Origin of the sequence: Paracoccus sp. SY (assembly GCF_002901215.1) — a bacterium.
Classification (GTDB): domain Bacteria; phylum Pseudomonadota; class Alphaproteobacteria; order Rhodobacterales; family Rhodobacteraceae; genus Paracoccus; species Paracoccus acridae.
Genome location: NZ_NWMQ01000024.1, coordinates 24,565 through 49,004, shown reverse-complemented (window position 1 = coordinate 49,004; position 24,440 = coordinate 24,565). Strand labels below are relative to the sequence as shown.

Sequence of the window (24,440 nt, the reverse complement as noted above, 5' to 3'; positions counted from 1 at the left end):
CCCGGCGCGGCCTATTACCTGGCCCAGACCGTGATCGTGCAGGAACAGGCCCTGAACGCGGCACAGGACCAGATCCAGCAGCTTCAGCACCAGCCGCAACCCCAGCAGGGCGGCCTCTTCGGGCGGCTCTTCGGCGGCGGTCAGCAGCAAGCGCCGCGCCCGATGACCCCGCGCCCGCAACCCGCAGCCTATAGGCAGCAGCCGGGCTATGGACAGGCGCCGCAGGGCTACGGCCAGGCTCCGCAGGGCGGGTCTCCCTGGAATAGCGGACGTCCGAGTGGCGGTGGTGGCTTCATGGCCGGCGCGGCGCAGACCGCCATGGGCGTGGCCGGCGGCGTGCTGCTGGGCAACGCGATCGGTGGCATGTTCGCCGGCCCAGCCGAAGCAGCGGAAGCGGCAGTTGACGAGTATATGCCCGAGGAAGATGCGGGCTTCGACGACGCAGGCTTCGACGACGGCGGCGACGAGGAATGATGCAAAAGCTGCACCCGCATTCCGGCGGGTGCAGCCCCTTCGATCCCGCAGGAGACCTCCGGCCCCAGGACCTTGATGAGACCCCCTGACACGTTCCCGAGCGAACCGCGTCCGACGACCCTCAGTCGGGCGCTGACCCATCTGGCCGAGCGTTGGAGCGAGCCGCGCCTGTCGATCGCACAGCTGCTGACGGCACTGGGTGATCGGGGCCTGATCGGCCTTCTTCTCATTCTCGCGGTTGCAAACGCCATTCCCAATCCGCCAGGCACCTCGACGGTCCTGGGCCTGCCAATGCTGTATCTCTCATGGCAGGTGACGCGGGGAGGAATGCCCTGGCTGCCGCAGTTCCTGGCAGACCGGTCCTTCGATATTACCCATTTTCGCGCGTTGATTACTCGCGCCATGCCCTATCTTGACCGGGTCGAGCGCCTGCTGCGTCCCCGCCTTGCTGTGCTCAGCTCCCCTCTAGCGATAAAGGCTGTGGGTGGTGTGTGCCTGATCCTGTCGATCGTGCTGATCCTGCCGATCCCCTTCGGCAACCTGCTGCCTGCCACCGCCATCGCGATCATTGCCCTGGGTGCGCTAGAGCGGGACGGGCTCTGGATCCTCGGTGGTGTGCTGTTCGGCCTCGCCACAACCGTCTTTCTCGCCAGTGCCGTGGCGGTCCTGATCACGGCCTTGTTGCGCCTGCTGGGACTGTGACTGGACCAACGCAGGACCCTGAAGAACCTTCCCATACGCTAGATAACGATAATGGAACGACTGATTGAACGCGGGCTGTTTGCCAGCCGCTGGATGATGGCCCCGATGTATCTGGGTCTGGCCGTGGCCCTGGTGATCCTGGTCTGGATCTTCCTGATGGAATTGGGGCGCTTCGTGCTGATCGTTCCGGTGATGACCGTCAATGACGCGATCCTCGGCGTGCTGGCGTTGATCGACCTCAGCCTGGCCGCCAACCTGCTTCTGATCGTGATCTTCTCGGGCTACGAGAACTTCGTCAGCCGCATGGATCTGATGGATCACAAGGATCGTCCCGAATGGCAGGGGGATGTCGATTTCTCGGCCCTCAAGCTGAAGCTGGTCGCCTCGATCGTGGCAATCTCGGGCATCCACCTGCTGAAGGTCTTCATGGATGTCGGGAAATATCCCGCCGACCAGATCCGCTGGATGGTGATCATCCACCTGGTCTTCGTCATCTCGGGCGTGCTGCTGGCAGCCATGGACTGGATCGCCAACCATGCCAAGTCGCTCAAATACCGCAAGGCGGCTCCCTCGTGATCCGCCTGTCATGGATTTTCGAAATCCATGCGTGCCAAATGACGTTCCCGGACGTCATCCTTCCTGAACAGCCACAAAGGCAAGAAAATACGATGCATCCCAGCCCAGAGCCTATCCTTCCGCGAAGTCGCCGGAGAACCAGCCGATGATCGAGGCGCTTCTTCTGTTTCTGATCGGAACCCTCGTGATCCTGGCGATCATCGCCGCCAACGGGTATTTCGTGGCCCAGGAATTCGCCTACATGTCCGTGGATCGCGCGCGGCTGGCAGCGCAGGCGGCGCAAGGTGATGCCGCGGCCAAGCGGGCGCTTGCGGTGACGCGGCGCACCAGCTTCATGCTGTCGGGGGCGCAACTGGGTATCACGGTCACCGGCCTTCTGGTGGGCTTCGTGGCCGAGCCGCTGGTCGGCCAGTCGCTGGGCGTACTTCTGGGCGGGGCGGGCATCTCGACCGAGGTCGGGGTTGCGATCGGCACCATCTTGGCCCTTCTCGCCGCCACGATCATACAGATGATCTTTGGCGAGCTTTACCCCAAGAACCTGGCCATCGCTGACCCAGAACCGCTGGCTCGCAAGCTTGCGCGCTCGACGCTGATCTACCTGACCGTCTTCGGCTGGCTGATCGGGCTGTTCGACAAGGCGGCCAATCTGCTGCTGCGGGCCCTGCGGATCGAGCCTGTGCATGATCTCGATGTCACCGCCTCGGCGGACGATCTTCATCACATCATCGAGGACTCCCGCGACAGCGGCGACCTGCCGGTCGAGCTGTCCTTGATGATGGACCGGATCCTCGATTTCCCGCAGCAGGATGTCGAACATGCCATGGTGCCGCGGTCCCAAGTGGATTGGGTCAGCCCCAATACGACGCTGGAGGAACTACGCGGCATGATGGCGCGTGCCCATACCCGCTATCCAGTCATTGACGACGAGGATACGCCGGTCGGGGTCGTTCACCTGGCGGATGTGCTGGCTCACGAGACTTCGGGCAACATGGGCGGAACCGTCGCGGATGTGATGCGGAAACCCACAGTGATCCCGACCCTGATGGCGCTGCCGGATGCCCTGGCTCTGCTGGCCTCGTCCAACAACCAGCTGGCCTGCGTCATTGACGAATATGGCGGCTTTGCCGGCGTCCTGACGCTTGAGGACCTGGCGATGGAGATCGTGGGCGAGATCACCGATGAACATGATGACGGCCCCAGCGATGGGCTGACACCAGAAACCGAGGACAGCTGGCTGATCGACGGCGACGTTCACCTAGACGAGTTGCGGCGCGCCATTGGCCGCGACCTGCCGCAGCCCGATGTGGAAACCGTCGCGGGCCTGCTGATCGCCGAACGCGGCGCGCTGCCCGCCGAAGGCGAGCGGGTCACGATCCCGCTGCCCATCGATCCCGCCGAACTGGTGGATCGTGACCCGAGCCGCTGGTTGCTGGAGGTCGAGGTCCTGCGTGTCGAGCGCCATGTCCCCACGCGGCTGCGGGTGCGGCTGGTGGAAAGCCTGATCACCGAGGATGACGCATGAAAGACCCCCTGATTGTCACCCTGGTGACGATGGCCCTGATCGCGCTCAGCGCGCTCTTCGTCATCATCGAGTTCGCCTTGCTGGGCGCGCGGCGCCACCGGCTCGAGGAACTGGCGCCGACCAGGCGGTCTGCCCGTGCCGCCCTGCGGGGCATGAACGACCTGACGCTAATGCTCGCCGGCGCGCAGCTTGGTATCACCGTCTGCACCTTTGCCCTGGGCGCAGTCACGAAACCGGCCCTTGATGCCTGGATGGGGCCGGTCCTGGCTGATCTGGGACTGCCCCTGTGGCTGGCTGGAGGCGCGGCATTCGCCTTATCTCTATTCGTCGTAACCTTCCTGCATCTTGTCGTGGGCGAGATGGCGCCGAAGTCTTGGGCCATCGCCCATCCCGAGCGCTCGGCGATGACGGTGGGCCTGATCGCACAAGCCTTCATCTGGCCGCTGCGCCCCTTGTTGGGATGGGTGAACCGGCTTGCAAACCGGCTGGTCCAGGCCAGCGGTGTCGAGCCTGTCGAAAAGGCTGCCGTGGGCGGACGCGACGCGGCGACCATCCGCCAGTTGGTCGAGCATTCGGCCAAGGTCGGGACGCTGGCTCCGGAGGTGCAGCAGCAGCTGTCGGGCCTGATCGACCTGGGAACGCTGCGGGTCGCCGCGTTGATCGGAAAGAGCAAGGAGCTGACACAAGTAGGACCAACGGCAACGGCGGCAGATGTTCGTGCGGCTGGCCGTGTCTCGGGGCACATGCGCATCCTGATGACGGGGCAGGGACCTGTTCCCACTGTCGTGCATGTGCGCGATACCCTGCTATTGCCTGACGCCAGCCCTGTCGCCTCGATCACCCGTCCGGCGCATGTCCTGGACCCCAGGATGCCGGTCTATGAAGCCTTGTCCCGCATGCGCGCCGCAAGCGTCCAACTGGCCGTGGTCATGGAAGACGGCCGCCTGCTTGGGGTCATCTCGTTGTCCGACATCGTCAAGCGGGTTTTGCCGGGAGGCAATGTTGCGACCTCGGCACTTGGAGCGGCGCCCTCATGACAGAAGGGCCTCAGGTTCTGTGGCAATGGTCCCTGGAACGATCATTGCCATGCCTTGAAGTCCTTTCGGGCTGGGATCCCGCTGCCGAACATCGGCGACCCGGACATGCCGTGCGGCGGATGCTGCGATGAGCAGACTGCGGGCATTCTGGCGGGGCGATTTGCCGCTGGATGAGGCATTCTGGACATGGACGGTGATGGTGGGGCTGGCAATCAACCTGTCCGCCATCATCGCGCTTCTGACACTGCTAAGTCTTGATCGACCGTGGGAAGCCTTGATTGCCGGCTATGCGTTTACCGTGCCCTACAACATCATGGCGGTCATCGGCACCTGGCGATCGGCCGAGCGTTATCAGGGTCCGAGGGTACATGCGGATCTCGCGCGCGGAGCCAGTGTCATCCTGATGACCGTGTTGAGCCTGGTGTAGCCTGATCGCAGACATCCCTCATTCACAGTTCGGGCAGCAATTGCGGGATCAGCAGGAGCATCCACCGCTGTTAGCGAGAAACTAAGCGCTCCATAACACCCGTTGATCGCGATCGCGACGGGGCACATTCCATTCTGGAATGCATCACTTGATAGTTTCCTGAAGCTATTTAGGAGCACGTGATGAGGCGCCCTTTCACCAACCTGACGCTGGACGAACGCCGCGTGATAGCGCGTTTGTTGCAGGCCAAGGTGCCGAAGACGAAGATTGCGCAGATGCTCGGCCGCAGTCGCTCGACCATCACCCGCGAAGTCAAGCGCAACTGGTGGCATGACAAGGATGTCCCGCTGGCTGATGGATACTGGCATGTGACGGCTCAGTCCCAGGCCGACCGCAGGCGTTCCCGCCGGCGCAAGCTCGAGCGTCTTCCGGACTTACGCGCCGAAGTGATCCGTTGCCTTCAGGAAGGCTGGTCTCCCGAACAGCTTGCAGGCCGGCTCAGGATCGAACCCGGTGCCCCGCACCGGCTCTGCCATGAGACGATCTACCAGTATGTCTATTCTGCCGAAGGACAGTCCGCGCAACTGGCGCGCCTCCTGCCCGAACGGCGCCGAAAGCGGAAGCCGCGCTATGCCCGCACACCTCGCGACCGGGCTTTTCCTGTGGAAACAAGCATCCATAACCGGCCGTCCGAGATCAACGATCGCAGCCAGTTCGGGAATTGGGAGGGTGATCTGATGATCTTTGAGCGCGCTCAGGGCGATGCCAATGTGGCGACGCTGGTCGAACGCAAGACCCGCTACACCGTTCTGCTGCGCAACAATGACCGGAAGTCTCGGCCCCTCATGAACCGTCTGATTCATGAGATGTCACCCCTGCCCGCCGACGCGCGGCGCTCGATCACCTTTGACCGCGGTCTGGAGTTCGTGGCCTGGCGCGAGTTGGAAACCGGCATGGGCACAAGGGCGTGGTTCTGCGATCCGCAGGCGCCTTGGCAAAAGGGCTCGGTCGAGAACATGAACAGGCGGCTACGCCGCTACCTGCCTCGGGACACTGCTGTGTTCAAACTTCATTATGCATAAAACGCATTACGGACGGATAATTTATCACTTTGCACAGTGCCGAGAATCGATAAAGCTCAGCTTCTATCTGAGGGTGTCCACCTAAGATCCTGAAAGGCTCACTCCGACCTCGCTGTCTTGCGAAGGTAATGGAACGGTGTTGATCAGCTGCAAGGGCACCTGTGAACCAGAAGAAACAAAACTGGGTGGAATATGAAACTGCTAAGCACCATCATCACGTCCGTCGCCGTGGCCTGCGGAAGTTTGGCTGCGACTGCACCTGCTTTTGCACAGGAAACTGAAGCTGTTCAGCAAGGCACCGAGACGCTAGGCGAAATCCTCAATCGAGGTGTTCTTCGCGTGGGTGTGCTGGGCGCATTCAAGCCTTGGGCGTTTCGCGCTGAGGATGGCTCTTTGCAGGGCATCGAGGTCGACCTGGCACAACGCGTGGCAGATACACTGGGTGTCGATTTGGAACTGGTCGAGGTGTCTTCGGCCAACCGGATGCAGTTTCTGGAACAGAAGCGCATCGATCTGATCATAGGCGGCATGTATGACCGCCCCGACCGCCGGGAACTGGTCGGTATTGTAGAACCCGCCTACTGGGCCTCAGGACCCACACTGTTGGCGCGCGAGGGTGCAATCACATCCTGGGAGGACGTCAAGGGAAAGCCCATCTGCGCCAAGCAGGGCGTGGTCTATAACCAGCTGATCGAGACTCAGTTCGGTGGCCGCCTGCTGGCATTTGGTGGAAACACCGAAGGAAAAGAGGCGCTGCGATCGGGCAAGTGCGTGGCCTGGTTCTATGACGATAGCTCCATCGCTGCCGATCTGGCCAGCGGTCAGTGGGAAGGCTTTGCCATGCCCGTTGATACGCTGTTTGTTAACCCCTGGGGCGCCGGTGTTCCGCTCGCCGAACGGGATGGGGCCTTTGGCAAGATGCTGTCGGGGTTGATCTACGGCTGGCACGAAGACGGCACCCTGATCGAGCTGGAGAAAAAATACGGTATTCAGCCGACGAAATGGCTGGCCGATATGCACGAGAAGCTGGTCTATGACAGGTCCTACCTGACCGAGTAACATGATCGGCGGCGTTGCCCATGGCACCGCCGCAACATTCTGCTCGTTGTAGGAACCTGTCCCATGCTTGATTTCATCGCGCCCTTGTTTTTGTCGCTTCAGGAGGCGACGGGGCTGAACTTCTCGCCGTTCTTCGACGAGTATGATTTTTCGCGCCTTCTGCAGGGCGTCAAAACCTCGCTTCTGCTGATCCTGTGCGTTCTGATCGTGTCGCTTGTTGTGGGCCTAATCGGCGCCGCGGCGCAAAAATCGGGATCGCGCATCCTGCAGGTGATCGTCGCTGCATATATCGCGTTGTTCCGAAACACTCCACCCGTCGTTCAACTGTTGTTCTTCTATTTCGGGCTAGGCGCCTTTACGCCGCAGGTTGATATGGGCGGGTGGTACGAACCCATGATCTCGGCCTTCGGATGGGCAGTTATCGCACTTGGCATTTTCGGCGGCAGCTATAATGTCGAGATCTTTAGAGCGGGCATCGAAGCGGTGCCAAAAACCACGGCCGAAGCATCCGAAGCCCTGGGGTTCAGTCCGCTCCAAACCTTTCTTTACATCACATTGCCGTTGGGCATTCGCTTCTCGCTGCCGGCCCTTGCCAGCAACCTGATCAGCCTAGCCAAGACGACGTCGATTGCCTACGTGATCGCCGTTCCCGAGATGACCTATGCGCTCAGCGGCGTTTGGAACGATCGTATGAACGTCGGCGAGATGATGACGCTGCTGTTCATTTACTACATCGCTGTTGTCGCCATCATCGGGGCTGTCATGGGACGGCTAGAGAAGCGAATGTACGTGCCTGGGATGGGAAAATGACCCGATCTGCCGTTCAACCCCGAACCTTCGGACCCATGCCGGCCATCGTCAAGGGAACTGTGATCGTACTTGCCGGGCTGTGTGCGCTTTATCTGGCCTATCAGGGGCTGCGCGCAGCCTTTCCCGACGCAGCCTCGGGCAGCATGGGCGTCCTTGTCCAGTGGATGCCCTTCATCCTGCAAGGCTTCCTGTTGAATATAGTCATGAGCGTCATTGCCATGTTGCTGGCCACGATCCTGGGCGTCGTGCTAGGCTTCATGCAGATAAGCGACATGACCCTGATCCGGGTGCCTGCGCGCTTCATCACGCAAATCTTCCGCAACTCGCCCTGGCTGGTGATCCTGTTTGCCATCATGCTGATGGTCCCGTTTGAGGTCAGCCTGCCATACCTCGGCACCGTGATGATCCCCGGCTGGGTGAAAGCGACGGTAGGCTTCACGCTTCCCGTCATGGCTAATATCGCCGAGATCCTGCGCGGCGCCGTGGCCTCGATCCCAACAGGGCAATGGGAAAGCGCTGAAAGTCTGGCCTTCACACGCACCCAAACTATGCGCCATGTCATCCTGCCGCAGTGCGTGCGCCGCATGCTGCCGCCTTGGATGAACTGGTTCGCGCTGTTGACGCTGATGACCCCGATCGCGGCAATCCTGGGGGTCAACGAGGCTTTGGGCAACACGCAGGCAGCCATGGAGGCGGCCGGCTCCAGCCCGGATCTGCTGATCCCGTTCTACCTGTTCCTGATGTCTATCTTTTTCGTCTTCATCTATCCTGTTTCGGTCTGGACCAAGAGACTGGAACGCCGGTTTGCGACAGCATAAGCGAGGTCAATGTGAACGCTCATACTCCCGGTTCCTGGACGCCGGACCAGCCAATCATCGACATTCGCGGCCTTCGCAAATCCTTTGGCGCCTTGGAGGTTCTGAAGGGCATCGACCTTTCCATCCATCAAGGTGAGGTCATCTGCATCATTGGCCCGTCGGGGTCCGGCAAGTCCACCCTCATCCGCACCATCAATGGCCTGACGCCCATCAATGCAGGTGAGATATATGTCGAAGGACAGCTTATCTCCTCAGCAGGGTTCGACAAGCTGGCCTTGAGGCGCAAGGTCGGGATGGTGTTTCAGCAGTACAACCTGTTTCCGCACCGGACGGTTCTGGACAACGTGATGATGGCGCCGCTGCTGGTGTTGAAGGAGCCCAAGGCCGAGGTTCGCGAACGGGCCCGTGCCCTGCTGGCCAAGGTCAGGCTCGCCGACAAGGAAGATTACTATCCCGGCGAGCTTTCGGGCGGCCAGCAGCAAAGGGTGGCGATTGCCCGCTCGTTGTGCATGCGTCCGGATATGATGCTGTTCGATGAGGTTACTGCGGCGCTTGATCCCGAAACGGTGAAGGAAGTCCTGCTGACGATCAAGGAGCTGGCCGCCGAGGGCATGACCTGCGTCCTTGTCACGCATGAGATGGGCTTCGCTCGAGAAATTGCGGATCGGGTGGTGTTCACCGATGGCGGCCGGATTGTCGAAGCAGGCCCGCCCGAGCAGGTCTTCGGCAATCCCCAGGATCCGAGAACCCGGGAGTTTCTGTCCAAGGTTCTTTGAGCCCAAAGCCGTTCAACAGCAACAAGACCGCCGGCCCGGACCCGTCCGCGGCCAACAGAGAGTTAGTGCCATGACTATCCAGACGACAGCCGTTCGCGATCCGCTTCTGAGGCCTTTGACAATCAAGAAGACAACCTTTCGTAACCGGATCTTGTCTACCAGCCATGCCTGCGGGTTGCAGAAAGACGGCTTTCCGCAGGAGGCCTACCAGGCCTATCACGAGGAAAAAGCGCGGGGAGGCGTGGCGTTGTCGATGTTCGGCGGATCCTCGAACGTGGATCGCGACAGCCCCAATGTGTTCAGCCAACTCGACGTCGGAACGGATGATATCATCCCTCACTTCCGGCGCTTTGCCGAACGGATGCACGCTCAAGGTGCCGCCCTGATGTGCCAGATCACTCATCTGGGGCGCCGAGCCGAACCCTATGCGCAGGATTGGCTGCCAGCTATCGCCCCATCACCCGTGCGCGAGGCCCTGCACCGGGCGATCCCGCGCGAAATGGATGAAGAAGACATCGCTCGGGTCGTCAAAGCCTATGGCGCGGCAGCCAGGCGTTGTGAAGAAGGTGGATTGGACGGGATCGAGACGCTGGCGGGGGGACACCTGATCGGCCAGTTCTTATCTCCCAAGACCAACCTGCGAACCGACAGATTTGGAGGCAGCCTTCAAAACCGCGTCCGGTTCGCACTCATGGTTCACGAGGCCATCCGCAAGTCGGTCAGCGATGATTTCCTGGTCGGCATCCGTTATGTCGTGGACGAGGGGCAGGATGGCGTTCTGTCGGCTGAGGAATGCTTGGAGGCTGCGTCAATCTTGCGCGACGAAGGCGCAATCGATTTTGTCAATGCCATCTACGGCTCCATGGACACGGCGCGTGCGTTGTCCGAAGAGAACATGCCGGGAATGGGTGTCGGCTCCGCGCCTTGGGTCGATGCGGTCGGACGCTTCAAAGACCATATCGGACTGCCAGTCTTTCATGCGGCGAAGCTGTCAGACCTGGCAACCGCACGCTATGCTGTCGAAAGCGGCAAGATCGACATGGCGGGTTTGACCCGCCCGCAGATCGCTGATCCGCATATGGTCCGCAAGCTGATGGAGGGCAAGGAGGACCGCATCCGTCCCTGCGTCGGCGCCGGGCATTGCCAGTCAGGGTTCCGACCAAAATGCCTGCACAATGCCGCAACCGGACGTGAAACCTTGTTCCCTTCCGAAATTGCGCCTGTGTCGGCCGAGCAGAAGCGTCACGCCGTGGTGGTCGGCGCGGGTCCTGCAGGCCTTGAGGCCGCCCGCGTTCTGGCCCTGCGTGGCCATGACGTGCAGGTGTTTGAGGCCGCCGCCAAACCGGGTGGGCAGCTTCTTCTGGCAGCGCAGGATTGGCGGCGCGACCTCATCAGCATCGTGGACTGGCGGCTGATGGAGCTGCAGCACCTGGGTGTCGAGGTGACGTGCAACAGCTATCTGGATACTGACGATATCCTGGCACTTGATCCAGATCTGGTCATCCTTGCCACCGGCGGCATGCCGCAAACGGATTTCGGTCCCGGATCCGATCTGGCGATCTCCCCATGGGAGGTGCTGAGCCGGCAGATCACCGTCAAGGGCGACGTCCTGATCTGGGACGGCACTGGCCGTCACTCAGCCCAGCTCGCAGCTCTTGCGGCTCATGAGGCAGGAGCACAAGTCACCTTCGCGACCATCGACAAGGAACTGTCGCAGGAACAAGTCTACCCCGAGACGACCCGGTGGCGGAAAGAATTCGCCAAGCGCGGTATCCGTCCCGAGATCGACACCAGACTGATCTCGGCTCGACGGGAGGGCAACCGTATTGAAGCCACGGTGCTGAACGAACTGACCCGCGACACCCGCGCACTGCTGGTGGATCACCTGCTGGTCGAGATGGGGACCTTGCCCATGAACGACATCTATGACGAACTGCGTGGCCGATCCGGCAACAACGGCAAGACTGATATTCACGCTCTTGTCGCACAGCGTCCGCAGCCGAGAGGAGAAAGCGGCTTCGAGCTTCACAGGATTGGAGATGCGCAGGCCTCGCGCAATGTCCACGCCGCGATCTATGACGCTTTCCGTCTTTGCCGCCTTAGCTGAGCGGGCTCCGCATTACCGCCTTGCCATTCTTTCAGGAGGAACATCCCAATGGCCTATTTCACCGCGTTCATCCGTGCCCGCAGCGTTCACATTGGCTATGATGCCGCGGGCGAGTTGATCAAGCGCGATCTGCCCGAAACCGATTTTGTCGAGAAGGTTATCAGACTGGACCGTATACTGTCCTTCACCGAGGACCATCTATTCGTCGCCTGCCCGCACAACACGGTTCAGGTTTGGGACTACAAGGGGGATCTAGGCGATGTGAAGCTGCGGCTCAAACAGGCTGGCGTTCCGCTGGTCTGAGCGAGGTGCAGCCGGTCTGTGGTGATTAACTGCAAGCCATTCACAAGCGTGGTGCAAGGGCATTACGATGCCACCTTTTCCCGGAGGCTAGGATGAAGGCCAGCTTGCTTGAAGCGTTTCGGATCACCATGCAGACCGGCACCGTCTCAGGCGCGGCCGAGGCCTTAGGTCGGAGCCAGTCAGCAGTCAGCCGAATGCTGGACCGATTGGAAGAAGATTTACAGATCAAACTCTTCGAGCGGCGTAAGGGCAGGGTGGTCCCGACCCTGGAAGCCCATGCCCTGATTGAGGATGTCGAGCGAGCCTTTATTTCGCTTTCGGAACTCGAAACACGCGCCCGCCAGATCCGCGAAGGTCACGAGACGAATGTGACAGTGGCGGTTCTGCCTGCCCTCGGCATCGACTTCATGCCACGGGTGATCGGCCGGTTTTCACGAGTGAAGCCCGATGTGGGTGTCACCTCGCACGTCCTTGCCTCCCACAGTGTTGAGCAGTGGGTGGCCAATCACCAGGTCGAACTCGGCCTTGCCGAGACCCCCTTCCGGCGATCCGGCTTTGACACCTGGGTGTTCATAGACGAGCCCTATGTCTTGGCGGTTCCGGCAGGGCATCGACTGGCCGAACTGGACATGGTGCGTCCAAGTGACCTCCAAGGCGAATGCATGGTCCATTGGACCTCGGTCGTGGCGCCGCGCCGATTGATGGACGAACTGTTCCAGCATTCCGGTGTCACCATTCGCAGCAGCGCTGAAACCTCTATTTCATCGGCAATGCTGTCGTTGGTGCGCGAAAACCTTGGCGTCGCGTTGATCGATCCCATCACGGCTATCCTCAAGACGGATCCCAATGTCGTAATTCGTCGTTTTCAGCCCAGCATTCCTTGCCGTATCGCGCGAATGATGCCCCGCAAGGACTATAAACGCGCCATAGTGGATGATTTTCTCGGCTGCGCCGAGGATGAGCGTGACCGCGTTCTGGCGCTCCGGAATTGGTAGAGCAGGACAGCCTATTGCAGGCAGAAAATCCGGATCATTCCACCACGACGTAGATCTTGCGCACTCTTTCAATGGTTTTCCAGATGCCACGAAATCCGGGCTTCATGATGAAGCTGTCACCAGAACGATACGTTACTGGCTCCTCACCGTCTTCCGTCAGCTGCATGACGCCACTGAGGATATGGCAGAACTCAAAGGTCTCGCCCTTGGCCGAGATGGTCTTGCCCGGCGAAGCTTCCCAAACGCCGGTTCGCATGGGATCGCCAACGGCATCCTCGCGGGACCGGTCAAGCACCCGGGTCAGATAGGAGGGGTCGCCGGCAATCAGGCGTTCGGGTGCCGCCTTGCTGGCCTCGGGGGAGCCGGAAGGATTTGCGTTGATTCGTCAGAAGTCTGGGCATGCTGTCAGTTCCTGAGCGCTGCGGATCAAAGCCCGGCCATGTGGAAAGCCTTGGTTTCGAGATATTCCTCAATCCCGCTGCGTGCGCCCTCGCGGCCTAGCCCAGACTGCTTCACCCCGCCAAAAGGCGAAACGGTGGTGGAAACGGAGCCGGTGTTCAGCCCCACCATCCCGAACTCCAAGGCCTGACCCACACGCCAGGCGCGGCGATGGTTTTCCGTGTAGAAATAGGCGGCGAGGCCAAAGGGTGTGGCATTGGCGATGGCAATGGCCTCATCTTCAGTTTCGAACCGGAACAAGGGCGCGATGGGGCCAAAGGTTTCCTCGCTGGCCAGGACCATGGCCGTCGTGGCGCCACCCAGGACGGTCGGTGCGGCATACTGACCGTCCGGCACCGCGGCCTGCGCCAAAATGGTTGCGCCCCTGGCCAAGGCATCCTCGACATGGCGATGGATCTTGTCAATCGCGGGCTGATTGATCATCGGGCCGATCTCCACGCCCTCGTCCATGCCCGAACCGACGCGCATGACCGACACCTTTTCAGCAAGCTTCTGCGCAAAGGCGTCGTAAACTCCCGCCTGCACAAGAATGCGGTTTGAGCACACGCAGGTCTGGCCGCCGTTGCGGAACTTCGACACGATGGTGCCTTCAACCGCCGCGTCCAGGTCGGCGTCGTCAAAGACGATAAAGGGCGCGTTGCCGCCCAGCTCCAGCGAAAGGCGCTTGATCGTGGGAGCGCACTGTTCCATCAGGATCGCGCCAACTCGGGTCGATCCGGTGAAGGACAGCTTGCGGACCGTAGGGCTGGCGCTCAACTCGGCACCGATTGCAGCGGGCATGCCGGTCACGATGTTGATGACGCCGGCTGGAATGCCCGCACGCTGGGCCAGAACGCCAAGGGCGAGCGCTGAGAAGGGCGTCAGTTCGGATGGCTTGATCACCACGGTGCAACCGGCCGCGAGGGCAGGCGCCACTTTGCGGGTGATCATCGCATTGGGGAAATTCCAAGGCGTGATGATCGCCGAAACGCCAACTGGCTCCTTCAGCACGACGATTTGGCGATCGCTCCCGGGGGCGGGTATCACGCAACCGTCTATGCGGCGGGCCTCCTCGGCAAACCATTTGACGAAGCTGGCGCCATAGGCGATCTCGCCACGCGCTTCTGACAGGGGCTTTCCCTGCTCTGCGGTGAGGATCCGCGCCAGATCCTCGGCGTGCTCGTTCATCAGCTCAAACCAGCGTTCCAGAAGTCCCGCCCGTTCCGCATGCGAACGCTTTCGCCAGGTCTGGAACGCGGCATCGGCGGAATCGATCGCTGCTCGGGTCTGCGCAGCGGAAACATCGGGCACTGTGCCGATCACTGCACCGGTGGCAGGATCCGTCACGTCAATGGCGCGCCCGTCATCCGCTGCAACCCACTCACTGCCAATCAGCGCGGCTTGGCAGAACAATGCGGAGTCCTGGAGCCAAGACAGGTCTTTCATGCCGTATTCCCCAATGCAGCCAGGATAGCTGCTGTGATCTGATGAGTCGTGTCTCGGCCGGGAACGGTGCCCTTGCCATTCGCCGTTGTGGCCTCAACCGCAGCCATGATGCGCGACGCCACCTCCCTCTCGCCCAAGTGCTCGAGCATCATGCAGAGCGACCAGATGGCAGCGATCGGATTGGCGATCCCAAGATGCGCAATGTCCGGAGCACTGCCATGAACAGGTTCGAACATCGAGGGGCCCTGGCGCGTCGGATCGATATTGGCGGACGCCGCAAAACCCAGTCCGCCCTGAATTGCTGCCCCCAGATCGGTGAGGATGTCGCCGAACAGGTTCGAGGCCACCACCACGTCAAGCGTTTCCGGAGCCATGACCATACGCGCGGCAATGGCATCGACATGGTAGTGGCTGACCTCCACATCCGGGTATTGGGCGGCCAGTTCGCGTGTCACCTCGTCCCAGAACACCATTGAATGTTTCTGCGCGTTCGACTTCGTGACCGAGGCAAGCTTTCTGCGCCGGCCGATTGCCTGCTCAAAGGCAAAGCGCAGAATGCGCTCCACGCCTGCGCGGGTGAAGATCGCCGTTTCCACGGCGACCTCGTCTCCCGTGCCCTGGTGAACGCGTCCGCCTGCACCGGCATATTCACCCTCGGTGTTCTCGCGGATGCAGAGGATGTCAAAGCCGGTTTTCTTCAAGGGCCCCTCCACGCCAGGCAGCAGGCGGTGCGGGCGAATGTTGGCGTATTGGACAAACGCCTTGCGGATCGGCAGAAGCAATCCATGCAGCGACACGCTGTCAGGAACCTTTTCCGGCCAACCAACCGCCCCCAGGAAGATCGCGTCGAACCCCCGCAGCCTCTCGATCCCGTCCTCGGGCATCATGCGGCCGGTCTGAAGATAATGGTCGCAGGACCACCCAAACGTCTCGGTCCGCAGCAGCCCGGGTGCGGCTTTATCGGCCACGGCCATGGCTGCTTCGACGACGGCGGCACCAACGCCGTCTCCGGGGATCAGAGCAATACGATGGGACATGAGGTATCTTTCTTCAAAGCCTGTGTGGCTGACTTGCCAGCCAGTATCATTTGCCGATGGCGTCAAGAAACTGATACCAGCCGGCCACCAGTCTGACACCGACCTCGCGAGCCGGATAGAATGGGACATTTCGCAGCGGCATGCTGCCAATCAGTCCCGCGTCGGCGGGCTTGTTCAGAACCACTGAGGCGACATGTTGGCCGATATAGCTGCTGAGGGCGACGCCTGTGCCGTTGTAGCCCATCGCATAAACAAGCCGGTCATCAAGCCGTCCCATATGAGGGAGGCTGTCCATTGTCATGGCCACCAGACCCGACCAGCGATGGGTGATTTCCAAGCCGTCCAATTGGGGGAACTGACGCATCATCGCCCGTTCAAGCGCAGCAAAGGCCGATGCACTGTCATTCTTGCCGAATGCGCCCCGTCCACCATAGAGCAGGCGATCTCCCGACTTCCGAAACCACCGCATCATACGCCGGGTCTCGGTATAGCTGCGTCCTTGACCCAGCAGCGCCTCTCCCGGCGTGCCCTTCAGAGGCTGGGTCGCGATCATCGCCGAACGAAACGGCACAACACGCCGCTTGATGGCATCGCCCGCAGGTGTCAGCGACGAATAGGCATTCATTGCCAGCACGGCCTGAGAAGCCCGAACCGAGCCTCCGGGCACATGCAGGCGAAGACCGCCTTTCGGCAGCTGCTCGAGACTGGTTACCGGGCTTTCGCCGTGAATGCGGACGCCCCGGCGGCGCATGCCGGCAACCAGCCCGCGGTGGAACTTCAGCGGGTGGATCACGCCGCCATGACGGTTCAGCATGCCTCCGCAAAAGTCCCGGGAGCCGGTTTCATGCTCCATTTCTTCGGCACCGAGCATTGTCACGGCAGTGTCGCCAAGCTGGTTCTGCAGCCACATGCATTCGCCCTGCAAGCCCGCCAAGGCTTCGGGCCGGTGAGCACAGCGCAGCGAGCCGCGAGGCTGAAAGTCGGCATCGATCTCGAACTCTGCCAGAAGCTTGCTGACATTCTCAATGGCCTCGATACCGATATCGTGCATTCGCCGAGCCGTTTGAATGTCCCAGCGGCGCGCCATGTCGGCAAAGCTCATCCTGAACTTGCCGGAGACGACCCCGCCGTTGCGTCCCGACGCACCCCAGCCCAGCCGATTGGCCTCGAGAACAACGACGTCGACGCCTTGCTGGGCGAGTGCGTATGCAGTGGAAAGGCCCGTATACCCCCCGCCAATGATCGCAACTTCGGCCTGCACCTCACCTTTGAGGCACTCGGAGTGGAGCGGCGCGCCTGCGGTGTCCTGCCAAAGGGACGCAACATCGGTGAGGGGGAACCGGGCCATTGTTCGCCTCAGGCAGCAGCGGCGGCGCTGACCGGCTTTCCGGCCAGTTCCGCGTCCACGGCATCGGCGAGTTCCTTCAGCGTGGTAAAGTGATAGTCGGGAGTGGTCACAACTTTCGGAATGGGTGAACCTCCAAAGCCTTCCTGTCCGGCGCGACGCTGGATCCAGCAGGTTGTGTAACCCAGTTCCCGTGCGATGCCGATGTCATGGTGCTGGCTTTGCGCAACATGAAGGATCTCGGATTGCTTGAAGCCGAAGGCCGACTGCCGCCCTTTATTGTACGCGAAGAACTCGGGCGCAGGCTTGGCATAGCCGGTTTCGTCGCAGGTCACGGCGTCATGGAACGGACGACCAAGCGTATGCTCATATGCCGTAAACGCGGTCCGATCGGCATTGGTCATGGCGACCAGGCGGAACTTCTTACGCAGGCGTGCCAGGGCTTCGACCGAGTCTGCAAAGGCTGGCCACCGCAGGACAGTCAGCTGAAAAGCATTCGCGATTGATTCCGAACTGTCGAAGCCAGTTTCCTCGGCAATGGACAGGTAAACGTCGCGAAAGGCGAAGGACGAGCGACCATAGAACTTGTCGCGGGCACGCAGATAGGGCTCGAAGATCTCGTAGTCGCTCGCGGCCGCGGCCTTGGGTCCGCCCAGCTCACGGATGGCGTCCAGAACGCCTTTTTCGAAGTCTATCAGGGTGCCAACCACGTCGAAGGTCATCACTTTGAAGTCGGTCAGTTTCATCTTCTTGCTCCGTTCATCTGTTGGCCGCCAGGCAGGCGGAGACAATTGTCCTTGATGTAAAAGAAGGCTCGCCGCTCCGAACTCTCCCGATCAGCCACTTGCGGCCTGCAGCGAAATCTGACGGCTGAAGAGCGTTCGGGCAATTGAAATAAAATCGTGCCGAGTGTTACATGATGTAATGGGAAACTATCGTCGCAAACTTCCTTCGCTTAACGCACTGTTCGCCTTTGAGTCTGCAGGACGACACCGCAATTTCTCAAAAGCGGCTGAGGAACTGAACGTGACGCCTGCTGCTGTGAGCCGCATGATGCAGCGGTTGGAGGGGCATTTGGCTGTGTCCCTTTTCAAACGCGGCACGGGTGGGTTGACGCTCAGCGAAAACGGCCAGTTGTTGTTCCAGGCGACCAGTCGCGCTATGTCCCAAATCGGGGCAGCCATTGGCGAAATAGAACGTCGCGCCAATAACGACAGTACAGTTACTTTGTCTGTTTCAACAGCGTTTACAACCCACTGGCTGATGCCGCGCATGATGAAGTTCAAAGCGGCGTTTCCCGACGTTGATCTCCGTTTTCAGCTGTTGATGGGCCCGTTGACTGGAGCGGTCAATGATGTGGATCTTGGAATGCGCTTTCTGCTTCCAGACAAGGTTACAGCAGGACGCAACATCCATACGATAATGCCCGAGGTTTTGGTCCCGTTGTGTAGCCCGTCTTATCGCGAGAAGCGCAAGGATGGAGCCTATGCCGACACGATGATTTTGCTTTCTGGGTCCGATTTCGTCCCTGCCAATGATGTGCTAGAACAGCTTCGTCCCATACACCCAAGCTCGCAATATTTCGGCGACTACGCCATCGTTATCCAAGCGGCGCTTCTTGGCCAAGGGATCTGCTGGGGCTGGCTGAACGTAGTCGGCCACTGGATGAACGAAGGCCAGTTGGTACCGGTAATTCCCCGCAGCTGCACCGCCGAGCGGATCTGCTGCCTTATCGAGAATGAGGCCGAGGCGGCTCGAGACGTCGTGGCGCAAGTTCGCGACTGGATCATTGCAGAAATGCAAGCCGATTACCGATTTATGTCAGCCTCTCATCCAGACCTAGCCGTTCCCGATCTGAGGTAAAGCCTTTGATGGGTGTCCATCGACTATGGCAGATGTTCCTTGCCGCCATTGTGTCTTCGAAGTGCAGGCGGTAGCTGGTGCAGGGGTGGTCTCATCATCGATTGCCGTTTCATAAAACCTGGTCCCTGAAGAAGCGCTAGGTAGAAAATCTCAATAGCCGCGGCTGATATCTACTTCGCCTGCAGGTCGCTCCCCTCGTGCGAGGAGGCGTAGATTGTGAACCAGCATTTCGGCAGCGCCTTCTGCATCAGTGACGCAGGCGATATGCGGGGTGAGGATCACGTTTGGATGGCGCCAGAGAGGGTGATCACTAGGAAGGGGCTCTGGGCTGGTGACATCCATAAAGACGGACGCGATCTGACCAGAGTTCAACGCATCTAGCAAAGCCTGCTGATCAGTCTGATCGCCGCGTCCAACCAGCACAAGATTTGCAGCTCGTGGCAAGCAGGCAAGGAAGGGGGCATTGATCAGCCCTGTGGTTTCGGGAGTAAGCGGCAGCAGGCAGATCAGGATATCGCTGCCATGCAGGAAGGCGTTCAACTGACCCTCGCCGTGAAAGGTATGAACCCCGGCAATCTCACGCGGGCTGCGGGCCCAGGCACGTAGCGGAAAGCCGAAGGGACGCAAAGCCTCGATCGCCCCAAGGCCGAGTTGGCCAAGCCCCATAACCCCCACACGGCGATTTTCGGCGCGCTGCACAGGGCGCGCATACCACTCCCCCTTGCGTGCCTGTTCCAGATAGGCAGGCAGGTCGCGGAGTAGCGATAGAACCGCCAGGACCACGTACTCCTGCATCATCCTGAGGATCCCGTTCTCAGTCATGCGCACCAGTTTGACACCCGCGGGCAGGTTCCGAGCCAGGAACTGATCGACCCCGGCGCCCGAGCAGAAGATGACCTCAAGCTGGGGAAAGCGGGTTACGAAATCCTCCGGCGGCTGCCAGCAGAGCAGATGCCGGACGGTTGCAGCCTGTTCGGACGTGATTTCCCCAGTCAGGAAGGTAACTTCGGGCAGGTCCCGAGCGAATGCTGTGCGGATGATCTCGCTGCGCTCCGCATCAATCATCGAATAAAAGCTCATTACAGCTCCTTTGAGCAACAGGTCCACCGTCTGGAAAGACGGGTCAGCCGGACTAACGGCAGTCTCAGTGATTGAGAACGCGGCGCAGGAAGTCCTGCGTGCGTGGATGCTGCGGGGCGCCAAGAACCTCTTTTGCCGGGCCCTGTTCAACGATTACGCCGCCGTCAAGAAACAGAACGCGGTCCGCTACGTCCCGGGCAAAACCCATCTCATGGGTCACCACCAGCATCGTCATGCCTTCATCGGCAAGGCTGCGCATCACATCCAGAACATCTCCGACCAGTTCCGGATCAAGTGCAGAGGTCGGTTCATCAAACAGGATCGCCTCCGGACGCATTGCCAGTGCCCGAGCTATCGCTACGCGCTGCATCTGACCGCCCGACAACTGGCTCGGATAGTAGTTGACTCGGGCGCCAAGTCCAACGCGCTCCAATAGATGCTGCCCATATTCCCGGGCTTCCTTGGGGTTTTCCCCCTTCACATGGACCGGTCCCTCGATCACGTTTTCCAAGGCTGTCCGATGCGGGAAAAGATTGAAGCGCTGGAAAACCATTGCCATTTTCGTACGCAGTTGGCGAATGCCCGGTTTGGTAGCGTCCACCAGAGCACCATTGATGCGGATCTCGCCGCCTTGATATGTCTCGAGACCATTCAGACAGCGGAGAATGGTTGATTTGCCTGAACCCGAAGGTCCGATCAGACAGACAACCTCACCCTTTTGCACCTGACCGTTGATGCCTTTCAGTACCTGCAACTGACCAAAGGACTTGGTGACGTTCTTCAGTTCAATCATCGCCATGTTCAGTGTCCTTTGCTCTTGCCGAAGCGCTTCTCGAGGCGGCTTACAAACATCATCAGGGGCAAGCTGAGGGAGAGATAGAATAGAGCCACAAGGCTGTAGACGCTCATGTTCTTGAAGGTCGAGGAAGCCAGAAGCTGACCCTGCATGGTAAGTTCGGCCACAGTAATGGCTGAGGCCTGCGAACTGTCTTTCAGCAGCATAACAAGGATGTTGCCATAGGGGGGCAGGATCACCCGCACGGCTTGGGGTAGAATTACGCGGCGCATGGTCTTGAACCAGCTCATGCCGATAGACTGCGCGGCCTCAGTCTGACCATGGTCGATGGCTTCAATCCCGGCGCGGAAGTTCTCTGCCTGATAAGCAGAATATGCAATACCAAGGCCAATGATACCGGCTTGCAGCGCGGTAAACGCAATGCCGAATTCCGGAAGGACAAAATAGATGTAGAAAAGCTGGACAAGGATCGGAATGCCGCGAATTACATTGACAATCGTAGCCGACAGTTTTGCCAGCCAAGTGATCCCCGAAACGCGCATCAGAGCCCAGACAAGGCCGAGAGCGGTGGAAAGGATCAGGGCCCCGAACGTGACGAGCAGCGTGAACTTTACCCCTTGCAACAGCACAGGGAAGAATTCGCGAGCATCCAGCAGGAAGTTTTGCATTGATTTGTCTCTGTATCTTGGCAGTCAGATGCCGCGTAAGACGTAACCGGCAGGAGCATGCCAGGTCAGGACTGAAAGTCCTTGTCGCTAAAAAAGGTCAGCCCGAAAGGGCTGACCTGCAGATTTAGTTTTAGTCCTATTTCAGGCCGTACTGGGCGAGGATTTCAGCCAAAGTGCCGTCTTCCTTGATGCGGGCAATAGCTGTGTTGATGGCTTCGCGGCGAGGATCTCCCTGACGCAATGCGACGCCGAATTCACCACCGGCAGAAGCCTCGTAGCTTTCCACCATTTTTACTTTCGGGAACTGGCCCTGTGCGATGTAATAGGCTGCCATCGGACCATCTGCGATACCTGCATCGATCCGGCCGGCATTCACATCGGCAATGATGTCCGGAATGCCTTTGTAGATTTTTACGTCGGCAAAGATGCCCGACTTCTGGAACAAGTCCACAAAGGTCGTGCCTTGCTGTACCCCAATGGTCTTACCCGAAAGATCTTCCCATTTGGTATAAGCAGTGTCATCGCCAACAGGCACAAATGCCCCTTCGCCATAGCCATAGATTGGATCCGAAAAGTCAACAACCTTGGCGCGCTCTTCTGTGATGAACATGGCCGAGACGATCATATCGATCTTGCCCGAGGTCAGCGAAGGAACGAGTGCCGAGAAGGGGGTCGGCTCGAAGGTGGGCTCGATCTCGAGATCGCCCTTGATTGCTTCGATGACGTCAATCAAAACCCCGTCCATCTTCTTGGTTTCGGTGTTGACGAAGGTGAAAGGCAAGCCAGTCGGCGAAGAGCCAATAGTGACTGCTTCCTGCGCCGTTGCGGCGGCGCCCATTGTTACCACGGCTGCAAGGGCGAGACTGCAGATCTTGTTAAGACGCATGGTATTCTCCTGACCATATTCGTTTCGGAAGGCGGATCCCGGGGCCGCTCGCTGGTGAACTTTAGCGAAGTGAAATCTTTGGTCAACAAATTTCATTTTAGTGTGTATTCATTGTCGCTGGGCAAGCGATGCTTCTCAGACGGCCCCGCGCTCTTTCGCGCCGGCTTTTTCAGCACTTCTGTCTTGGCGGGCAAGATTGGCAAACACCACGGGCATGAACCACGCCTTGCCGGCGACCGTCGGGACCAAGCGCGGGGGACGGAAATCAAAGCCGCTGTCGCCGCCGGGTTCTCCAAGAAGCTTTCGGGCGATTTTCAGGCCGAGCCAAGGGGCCCAGACGACGCCCGAGCCGCAGAAGCTGGTGGCATAATGAATAGGGCCTCGGTTGAAGATGCGCGGCACCATGTCGCGGTTCATGGCTACAAAGCCCGACCACGAATGGCTCAACCCAACCCCTTCCAGATCAGGAAAAATGCGCTGCAGCTCGCGCAGATTATGCTTGGTCGGCGCGGTGTTGTCGCCGAACAATCCAGTGTCGCGGCCACCAAATAGAATGCGGCGGCCATCAGGGCTCGGGCGGTAATAGTAAGTCATGGCACGGGTATCGCCATACATCATCAGTGCCGGCATCAGCGCCTTTACACGCTCCTCGCCAAGATCTTCGGTTGCGATGATGCGCGAGCGCAGAGGAACCAGTCGCTGGCGGAGCCAGCGATCACTGTGATCGGTATAGCCATTGGTGCATACCAAGACCTGGGTCGCAAAGCAATGACCATGGCTGGTGCTGACCCTGTGTTCTCTTTCACCAACAGTAACATTCTCGACCCGCGTCTCACCGTGAATGACCACGCCTGCCGCTTGGGCAAGTCGGATCAACTCAGCCTGGAATTTTGCGGGATGCAGACCCCCGATGTCCATCCGGACCACGCCGCCCTGATAAAGGTCGGTACGAATGTAGCGGTCGACTTCGACGGCAGGCACCGCCCAACACTCAATCCCATCAGCCCGAGCCATTGTCTCGGTTTCGCGAGCGATTTTTTCATATCCGTCCTTTGTCAGGGCGCCGTAGAACCGACCCACCGGCTGGAAATCGCAATTAATCTGCTCTGTCGAAAGAAAGGCGCGCAGATAGGCCCGGGCCTCGTGGCCCTCCGCGATAATCTTTGAAGCCCGTTCAGCCCCATAGGCTCGCTGCAGCTCAGCGGCTCCCGGGCGGATGTTGCCGCTGGTGATGCCGCCGTTGCGGCTGGATGCGCCAGATCCGAGCGCTTCTCGTTCAAAGACCTGGACCCTCCGCCCGGCGCGAGCCAGATGAAGCGCGGCACAAAGTCCAGCATAGCCCGCGCCAACCACTGCCACATCGCAGTGCGCAGCAACTTCTTGGCGTTCCTGCACCTGCGGCGGAGCAGCCTCCCACCAGTAGGGCTGCGACTTGTACAACTGTTCTGACATCTGCTGCATCCCTTCTGCAGAGAGCTACTGCCACTAAAGAATTTAGTTTATTGAAAGTCCTGTCGTTATGAAGCAGAATACTAAAAACAGTGCAAGCCATCATGAAGTGGTGACGCTATGACGCAGAGCAAACCTATGAGCAAAGGTGGTCAGAGCAGATTTGCCGCTGCTCAGCCTGCTAAGACCGATGGCATTGGCGAGCGCATTCGTGCACGGCGTCAAGTGCTTTCACTGACCCAAGGGGAGCTGTCCGAAAAGTCCGGGCTTTCGACTGGGGCCTTGTCGCAGATTGAACGTGGCCTCGTTTCGCCGACGGTGCGCACACTTTACACCATTGCCGATGTTCTGGGCATGAGTCCCGCCCAGCTGATCGATCCCGAAGGTTTCGCCAGCGCGTCACGCGCTAATCCCTATGTGTTGCGCGCATCTGATCAGCCGGAAGTGCTGAATGCGGGTGGCGTGATGAAGCGCCGTGCGTCGCCCGAGTTGATCGAGAAGATCAAATCCTTCGCCGTGCGAATTGCGCCAGGGGGTTCGTCAGGGGATGAATTCTATACCCACTCAGGCGAAGAACTCGGCTATGTCGTCTCGGGCAGTTTTACGCTGCAGATTGAGGATGCAACGTATCTGCTGCAGGCTGGAGATGGCTTTGCCTTGCCTTCAACCATTCGGCATCGCTTCTTCAATTCCGGGGAGTCGGAAGCTTTCGTGCTTTGGGTGAACAAGCCCGACTAACCTGAC

Annotated in this window: 26 protein-coding genes; 16 read left to right on the top strand and 10 right to left on the bottom strand. The window is 59.8% G+C overall.

What is annotated here, in order from left to right; all coding sequences use genetic code 11:
* From CK944_RS15580 to CK944_RS15515, 14 genes are all read left to right on the top strand, one after another.
* On the top strand, positions 1–474 hold a 474-nt coding region (locus CK944_RS15580), incomplete at its 5' end, for a DUF2076 family protein (RefSeq protein ID WP_103173987.1).
* A 75-nt stretch (positions 475–549) separates the two neighbouring features.
* Positions 550–1,176 (top strand): exopolysaccharide biosynthesis protein, encoded by a 627-nt coding sequence (locus CK944_RS15575; RefSeq protein WP_103173986.1) that lies wholly within the window; start codon positions 550–552, stop codon positions 1,174–1,176.
* Positions 1,177–1,227: 51 nt separating this feature from the next.
* The gene (locus tag CK944_RS15570; protein WP_103173985.1) at positions 1,228–1,752 is read left to right on the top strand and encodes a TIGR00645 family protein; all 525 of its coding nucleotides are present in this window, start codon (positions 1,228–1,230) and stop codon (positions 1,750–1,752) included.
* Between the two features lie 145 nt (positions 1,753–1,897).
* Positions 1,898–3,274 (top strand): hemolysin family protein, encoded by a 1,377-nt coding sequence (locus CK944_RS15565; RefSeq protein ID WP_103173984.1) that lies wholly within the window; start codon positions 1,898–1,900, stop codon positions 3,272–3,274.
* Entirely contained in the window at positions 3,271–4,311 is a 1,041-nt protein-coding gene (locus CK944_RS15560; protein ID WP_103173983.1) for a CNNM domain-containing protein, read from the top strand. Before CK944_RS15565 ends, CK944_RS15560 begins: the two co-directional genes overlap by 4 nt.
* 127 nt (positions 4,312–4,438) lie before the next feature.
* Positions 4,439–4,738: a hypothetical protein gene (locus CK944_RS15555; RefSeq protein WP_103173982.1), complete on the top strand. Its 300-nt coding sequence runs from the start codon at positions 4,439–4,441 to the stop codon at positions 4,736–4,738.
* 182 nt (positions 4,739–4,920) lie between these two features.
* Positions 4,921–5,820, top strand: coding sequence for an IS30 family transposase (locus tag CK944_RS15550; protein WP_103173981.1), 900 nt, complete (start codon positions 4,921–4,923; stop codon positions 5,818–5,820).
* 192 nt (positions 5,821–6,012) lie between these two features.
* Complete coding sequence (locus CK944_RS15545) at positions 6,013–6,879, top strand: transporter substrate-binding domain-containing protein (RefSeq protein WP_103173980.1); 867 nt, start codon at positions 6,013–6,015, stop codon at positions 6,877–6,879.
* Positions 6,880–6,942: 63 nt separating this feature from the next.
* Entirely contained in the window at positions 6,943–7,689 is a 747-nt protein-coding gene (locus tag CK944_RS15540) for an amino acid ABC transporter permease (RefSeq protein ID WP_103173979.1), read from the top strand.
* A 164-nt stretch (positions 7,690–7,853) separates the two neighbouring features.
* Positions 7,854–8,507, top strand: coding sequence for an amino acid ABC transporter permease (locus CK944_RS15535; protein WP_239986098.1), 654 nt, complete (start codon positions 7,854–7,856; stop codon positions 8,505–8,507).
* A 53-nt stretch (positions 8,508–8,560) separates the two neighbouring features.
* Entirely contained in the window at positions 8,561–9,283 is a 723-nt protein-coding gene (locus CK944_RS15530; protein ID WP_158248024.1) for an amino acid ABC transporter ATP-binding protein, read from the top strand.
* Between the two features lie 70 nt (positions 9,284–9,353).
* The gene (locus CK944_RS15525) at positions 9,354–11,390 is read left to right on the top strand and encodes an FAD-dependent oxidoreductase (RefSeq protein ID WP_103173977.1); all 2,037 of its coding nucleotides are present in this window, start codon (positions 9,354–9,356) and stop codon (positions 11,388–11,390) included.
* Between the two features lie 48 nt (positions 11,391–11,438).
* Entirely contained in the window at positions 11,439–11,693 is a 255-nt protein-coding gene (locus tag CK944_RS15520) for a hypothetical protein (protein ID WP_103173976.1), read from the top strand.
* A gap of 92 nt (positions 11,694–11,785) precedes the next feature.
* Positions 11,786–12,688 carry a LysR substrate-binding domain-containing protein gene (locus CK944_RS15515; protein ID WP_103173975.1) on the top strand — a complete coding sequence of 301 codons (903 nt, stop codon included), beginning with the start codon at positions 11,786–11,788 and terminating at the stop codon, positions 12,686–12,688.
* Positions 12,689–12,722: 34 nt separating this feature from the next.
* Here CK944_RS15515 and CK944_RS24015 read toward each other — a convergent pair whose 3' ends face one another.
* The 5 genes from CK944_RS24015 to CK944_RS15490 form a co-directional block, all read right to left on the bottom strand.
* Positions 12,723–12,944 carry a cupin domain-containing protein gene (locus CK944_RS24015; RefSeq protein ID WP_239986097.1) on the bottom strand — a complete coding sequence of 74 codons (222 nt, stop codon included), beginning with the start codon at positions 12,942–12,944 and terminating at the stop codon, positions 12,723–12,725.
* 170 nt (positions 12,945–13,114) lie between these two features.
* Positions 13,115–14,572, bottom strand: a complete 1,458-nt coding sequence (locus tag CK944_RS15505; RefSeq protein ID WP_205049060.1) for an NAD-dependent succinate-semialdehyde dehydrogenase — start codon at positions 14,570–14,572, stop codon at positions 13,115–13,117.
* Positions 14,569–15,609 carry a tartrate dehydrogenase gene (locus tag CK944_RS15500; RefSeq protein ID WP_103173973.1) on the bottom strand — a complete coding sequence of 347 codons (1,041 nt, stop codon included), beginning with the start codon at positions 15,607–15,609 and terminating at the stop codon, positions 14,569–14,571. The genes CK944_RS15505 and CK944_RS15500 overlap by 4 nt, the downstream gene beginning before the upstream one ends.
* 46 nt (positions 15,610–15,655) lie before the next feature.
* Positions 15,656–16,957 (bottom strand): FAD-binding oxidoreductase, encoded by a 1,302-nt coding sequence (locus CK944_RS15495; RefSeq protein WP_103173972.1) that lies wholly within the window; start codon positions 16,955–16,957, stop codon positions 15,656–15,658.
* Between the two features lie 8 nt (positions 16,958–16,965).
* On the bottom strand, positions 16,966–17,700 hold the full coding sequence (locus tag CK944_RS15490; protein ID WP_103173971.1) for an HAD-IA family hydrolase: 735 nt from the start codon (positions 17,698–17,700) through the stop codon (positions 16,966–16,968).
* 178 nt (positions 17,701–17,878) lie between these two features.
* Between CK944_RS15490 and CK944_RS15485 the strand changes: the two genes are divergently transcribed.
* Positions 17,879–18,817 (top strand): LysR family transcriptional regulator, encoded by a 939-nt coding sequence (locus CK944_RS15485; RefSeq protein WP_103173970.1) that lies wholly within the window; start codon positions 17,879–17,881, stop codon positions 18,815–18,817.
* Positions 18,818–18,967: 150 nt separating this feature from the next.
* Here CK944_RS15485 and CK944_RS15480 read toward each other — a convergent pair whose 3' ends face one another.
* From CK944_RS15480 to CK944_RS15460, 5 genes are all read right to left on the bottom strand, one after another.
* Entirely contained in the window at positions 18,968–19,897 is a 930-nt protein-coding gene (locus CK944_RS15480; RefSeq protein WP_103173969.1) for a glyoxylate/hydroxypyruvate reductase A, read from the bottom strand.
* Between the two features lie 64 nt (positions 19,898–19,961).
* Positions 19,962–20,690: an amino acid ABC transporter ATP-binding protein gene (locus CK944_RS15475; protein ID WP_103173994.1), complete on the bottom strand. Its 729-nt coding sequence runs from the start codon at positions 20,688–20,690 to the stop codon at positions 19,962–19,964.
* An 8-nt stretch (positions 20,691–20,698) separates the two neighbouring features.
* A complete protein-coding gene (locus CK944_RS15470) occupies positions 20,699–21,361 on the bottom strand; it encodes an amino acid ABC transporter permease (protein ID WP_103173968.1) in 663 nt (220 codons plus the stop codon).
* A gap of 136 nt (positions 21,362–21,497) precedes the next feature.
* Entirely contained in the window at positions 21,498–22,343 is an 846-nt protein-coding gene (locus CK944_RS15465) for an ABC transporter substrate-binding protein (protein WP_205049059.1), read from the bottom strand.
* A 39-nt stretch (positions 22,344–22,382) separates the two neighbouring features.
* A complete protein-coding gene (locus CK944_RS15460) occupies positions 22,383–23,699 on the bottom strand; it encodes an FAD-binding oxidoreductase (RefSeq protein ID WP_103173993.1) in 1,317 nt (438 codons plus the stop codon).
* A 117-nt stretch (positions 23,700–23,816) separates the two neighbouring features.
* On the opposite strand from CK944_RS15460, the gene CK944_RS15455 reads away from it, so the two are divergent.
* The gene (locus CK944_RS15455; protein WP_205049057.1) at positions 23,817–24,434 is read left to right on the top strand and encodes a cupin domain-containing protein; all 618 of its coding nucleotides are present in this window, start codon (positions 23,817–23,819) and stop codon (positions 24,432–24,434) included.
* Positions 24,435–24,440: the final 6 nt, after the last annotated feature.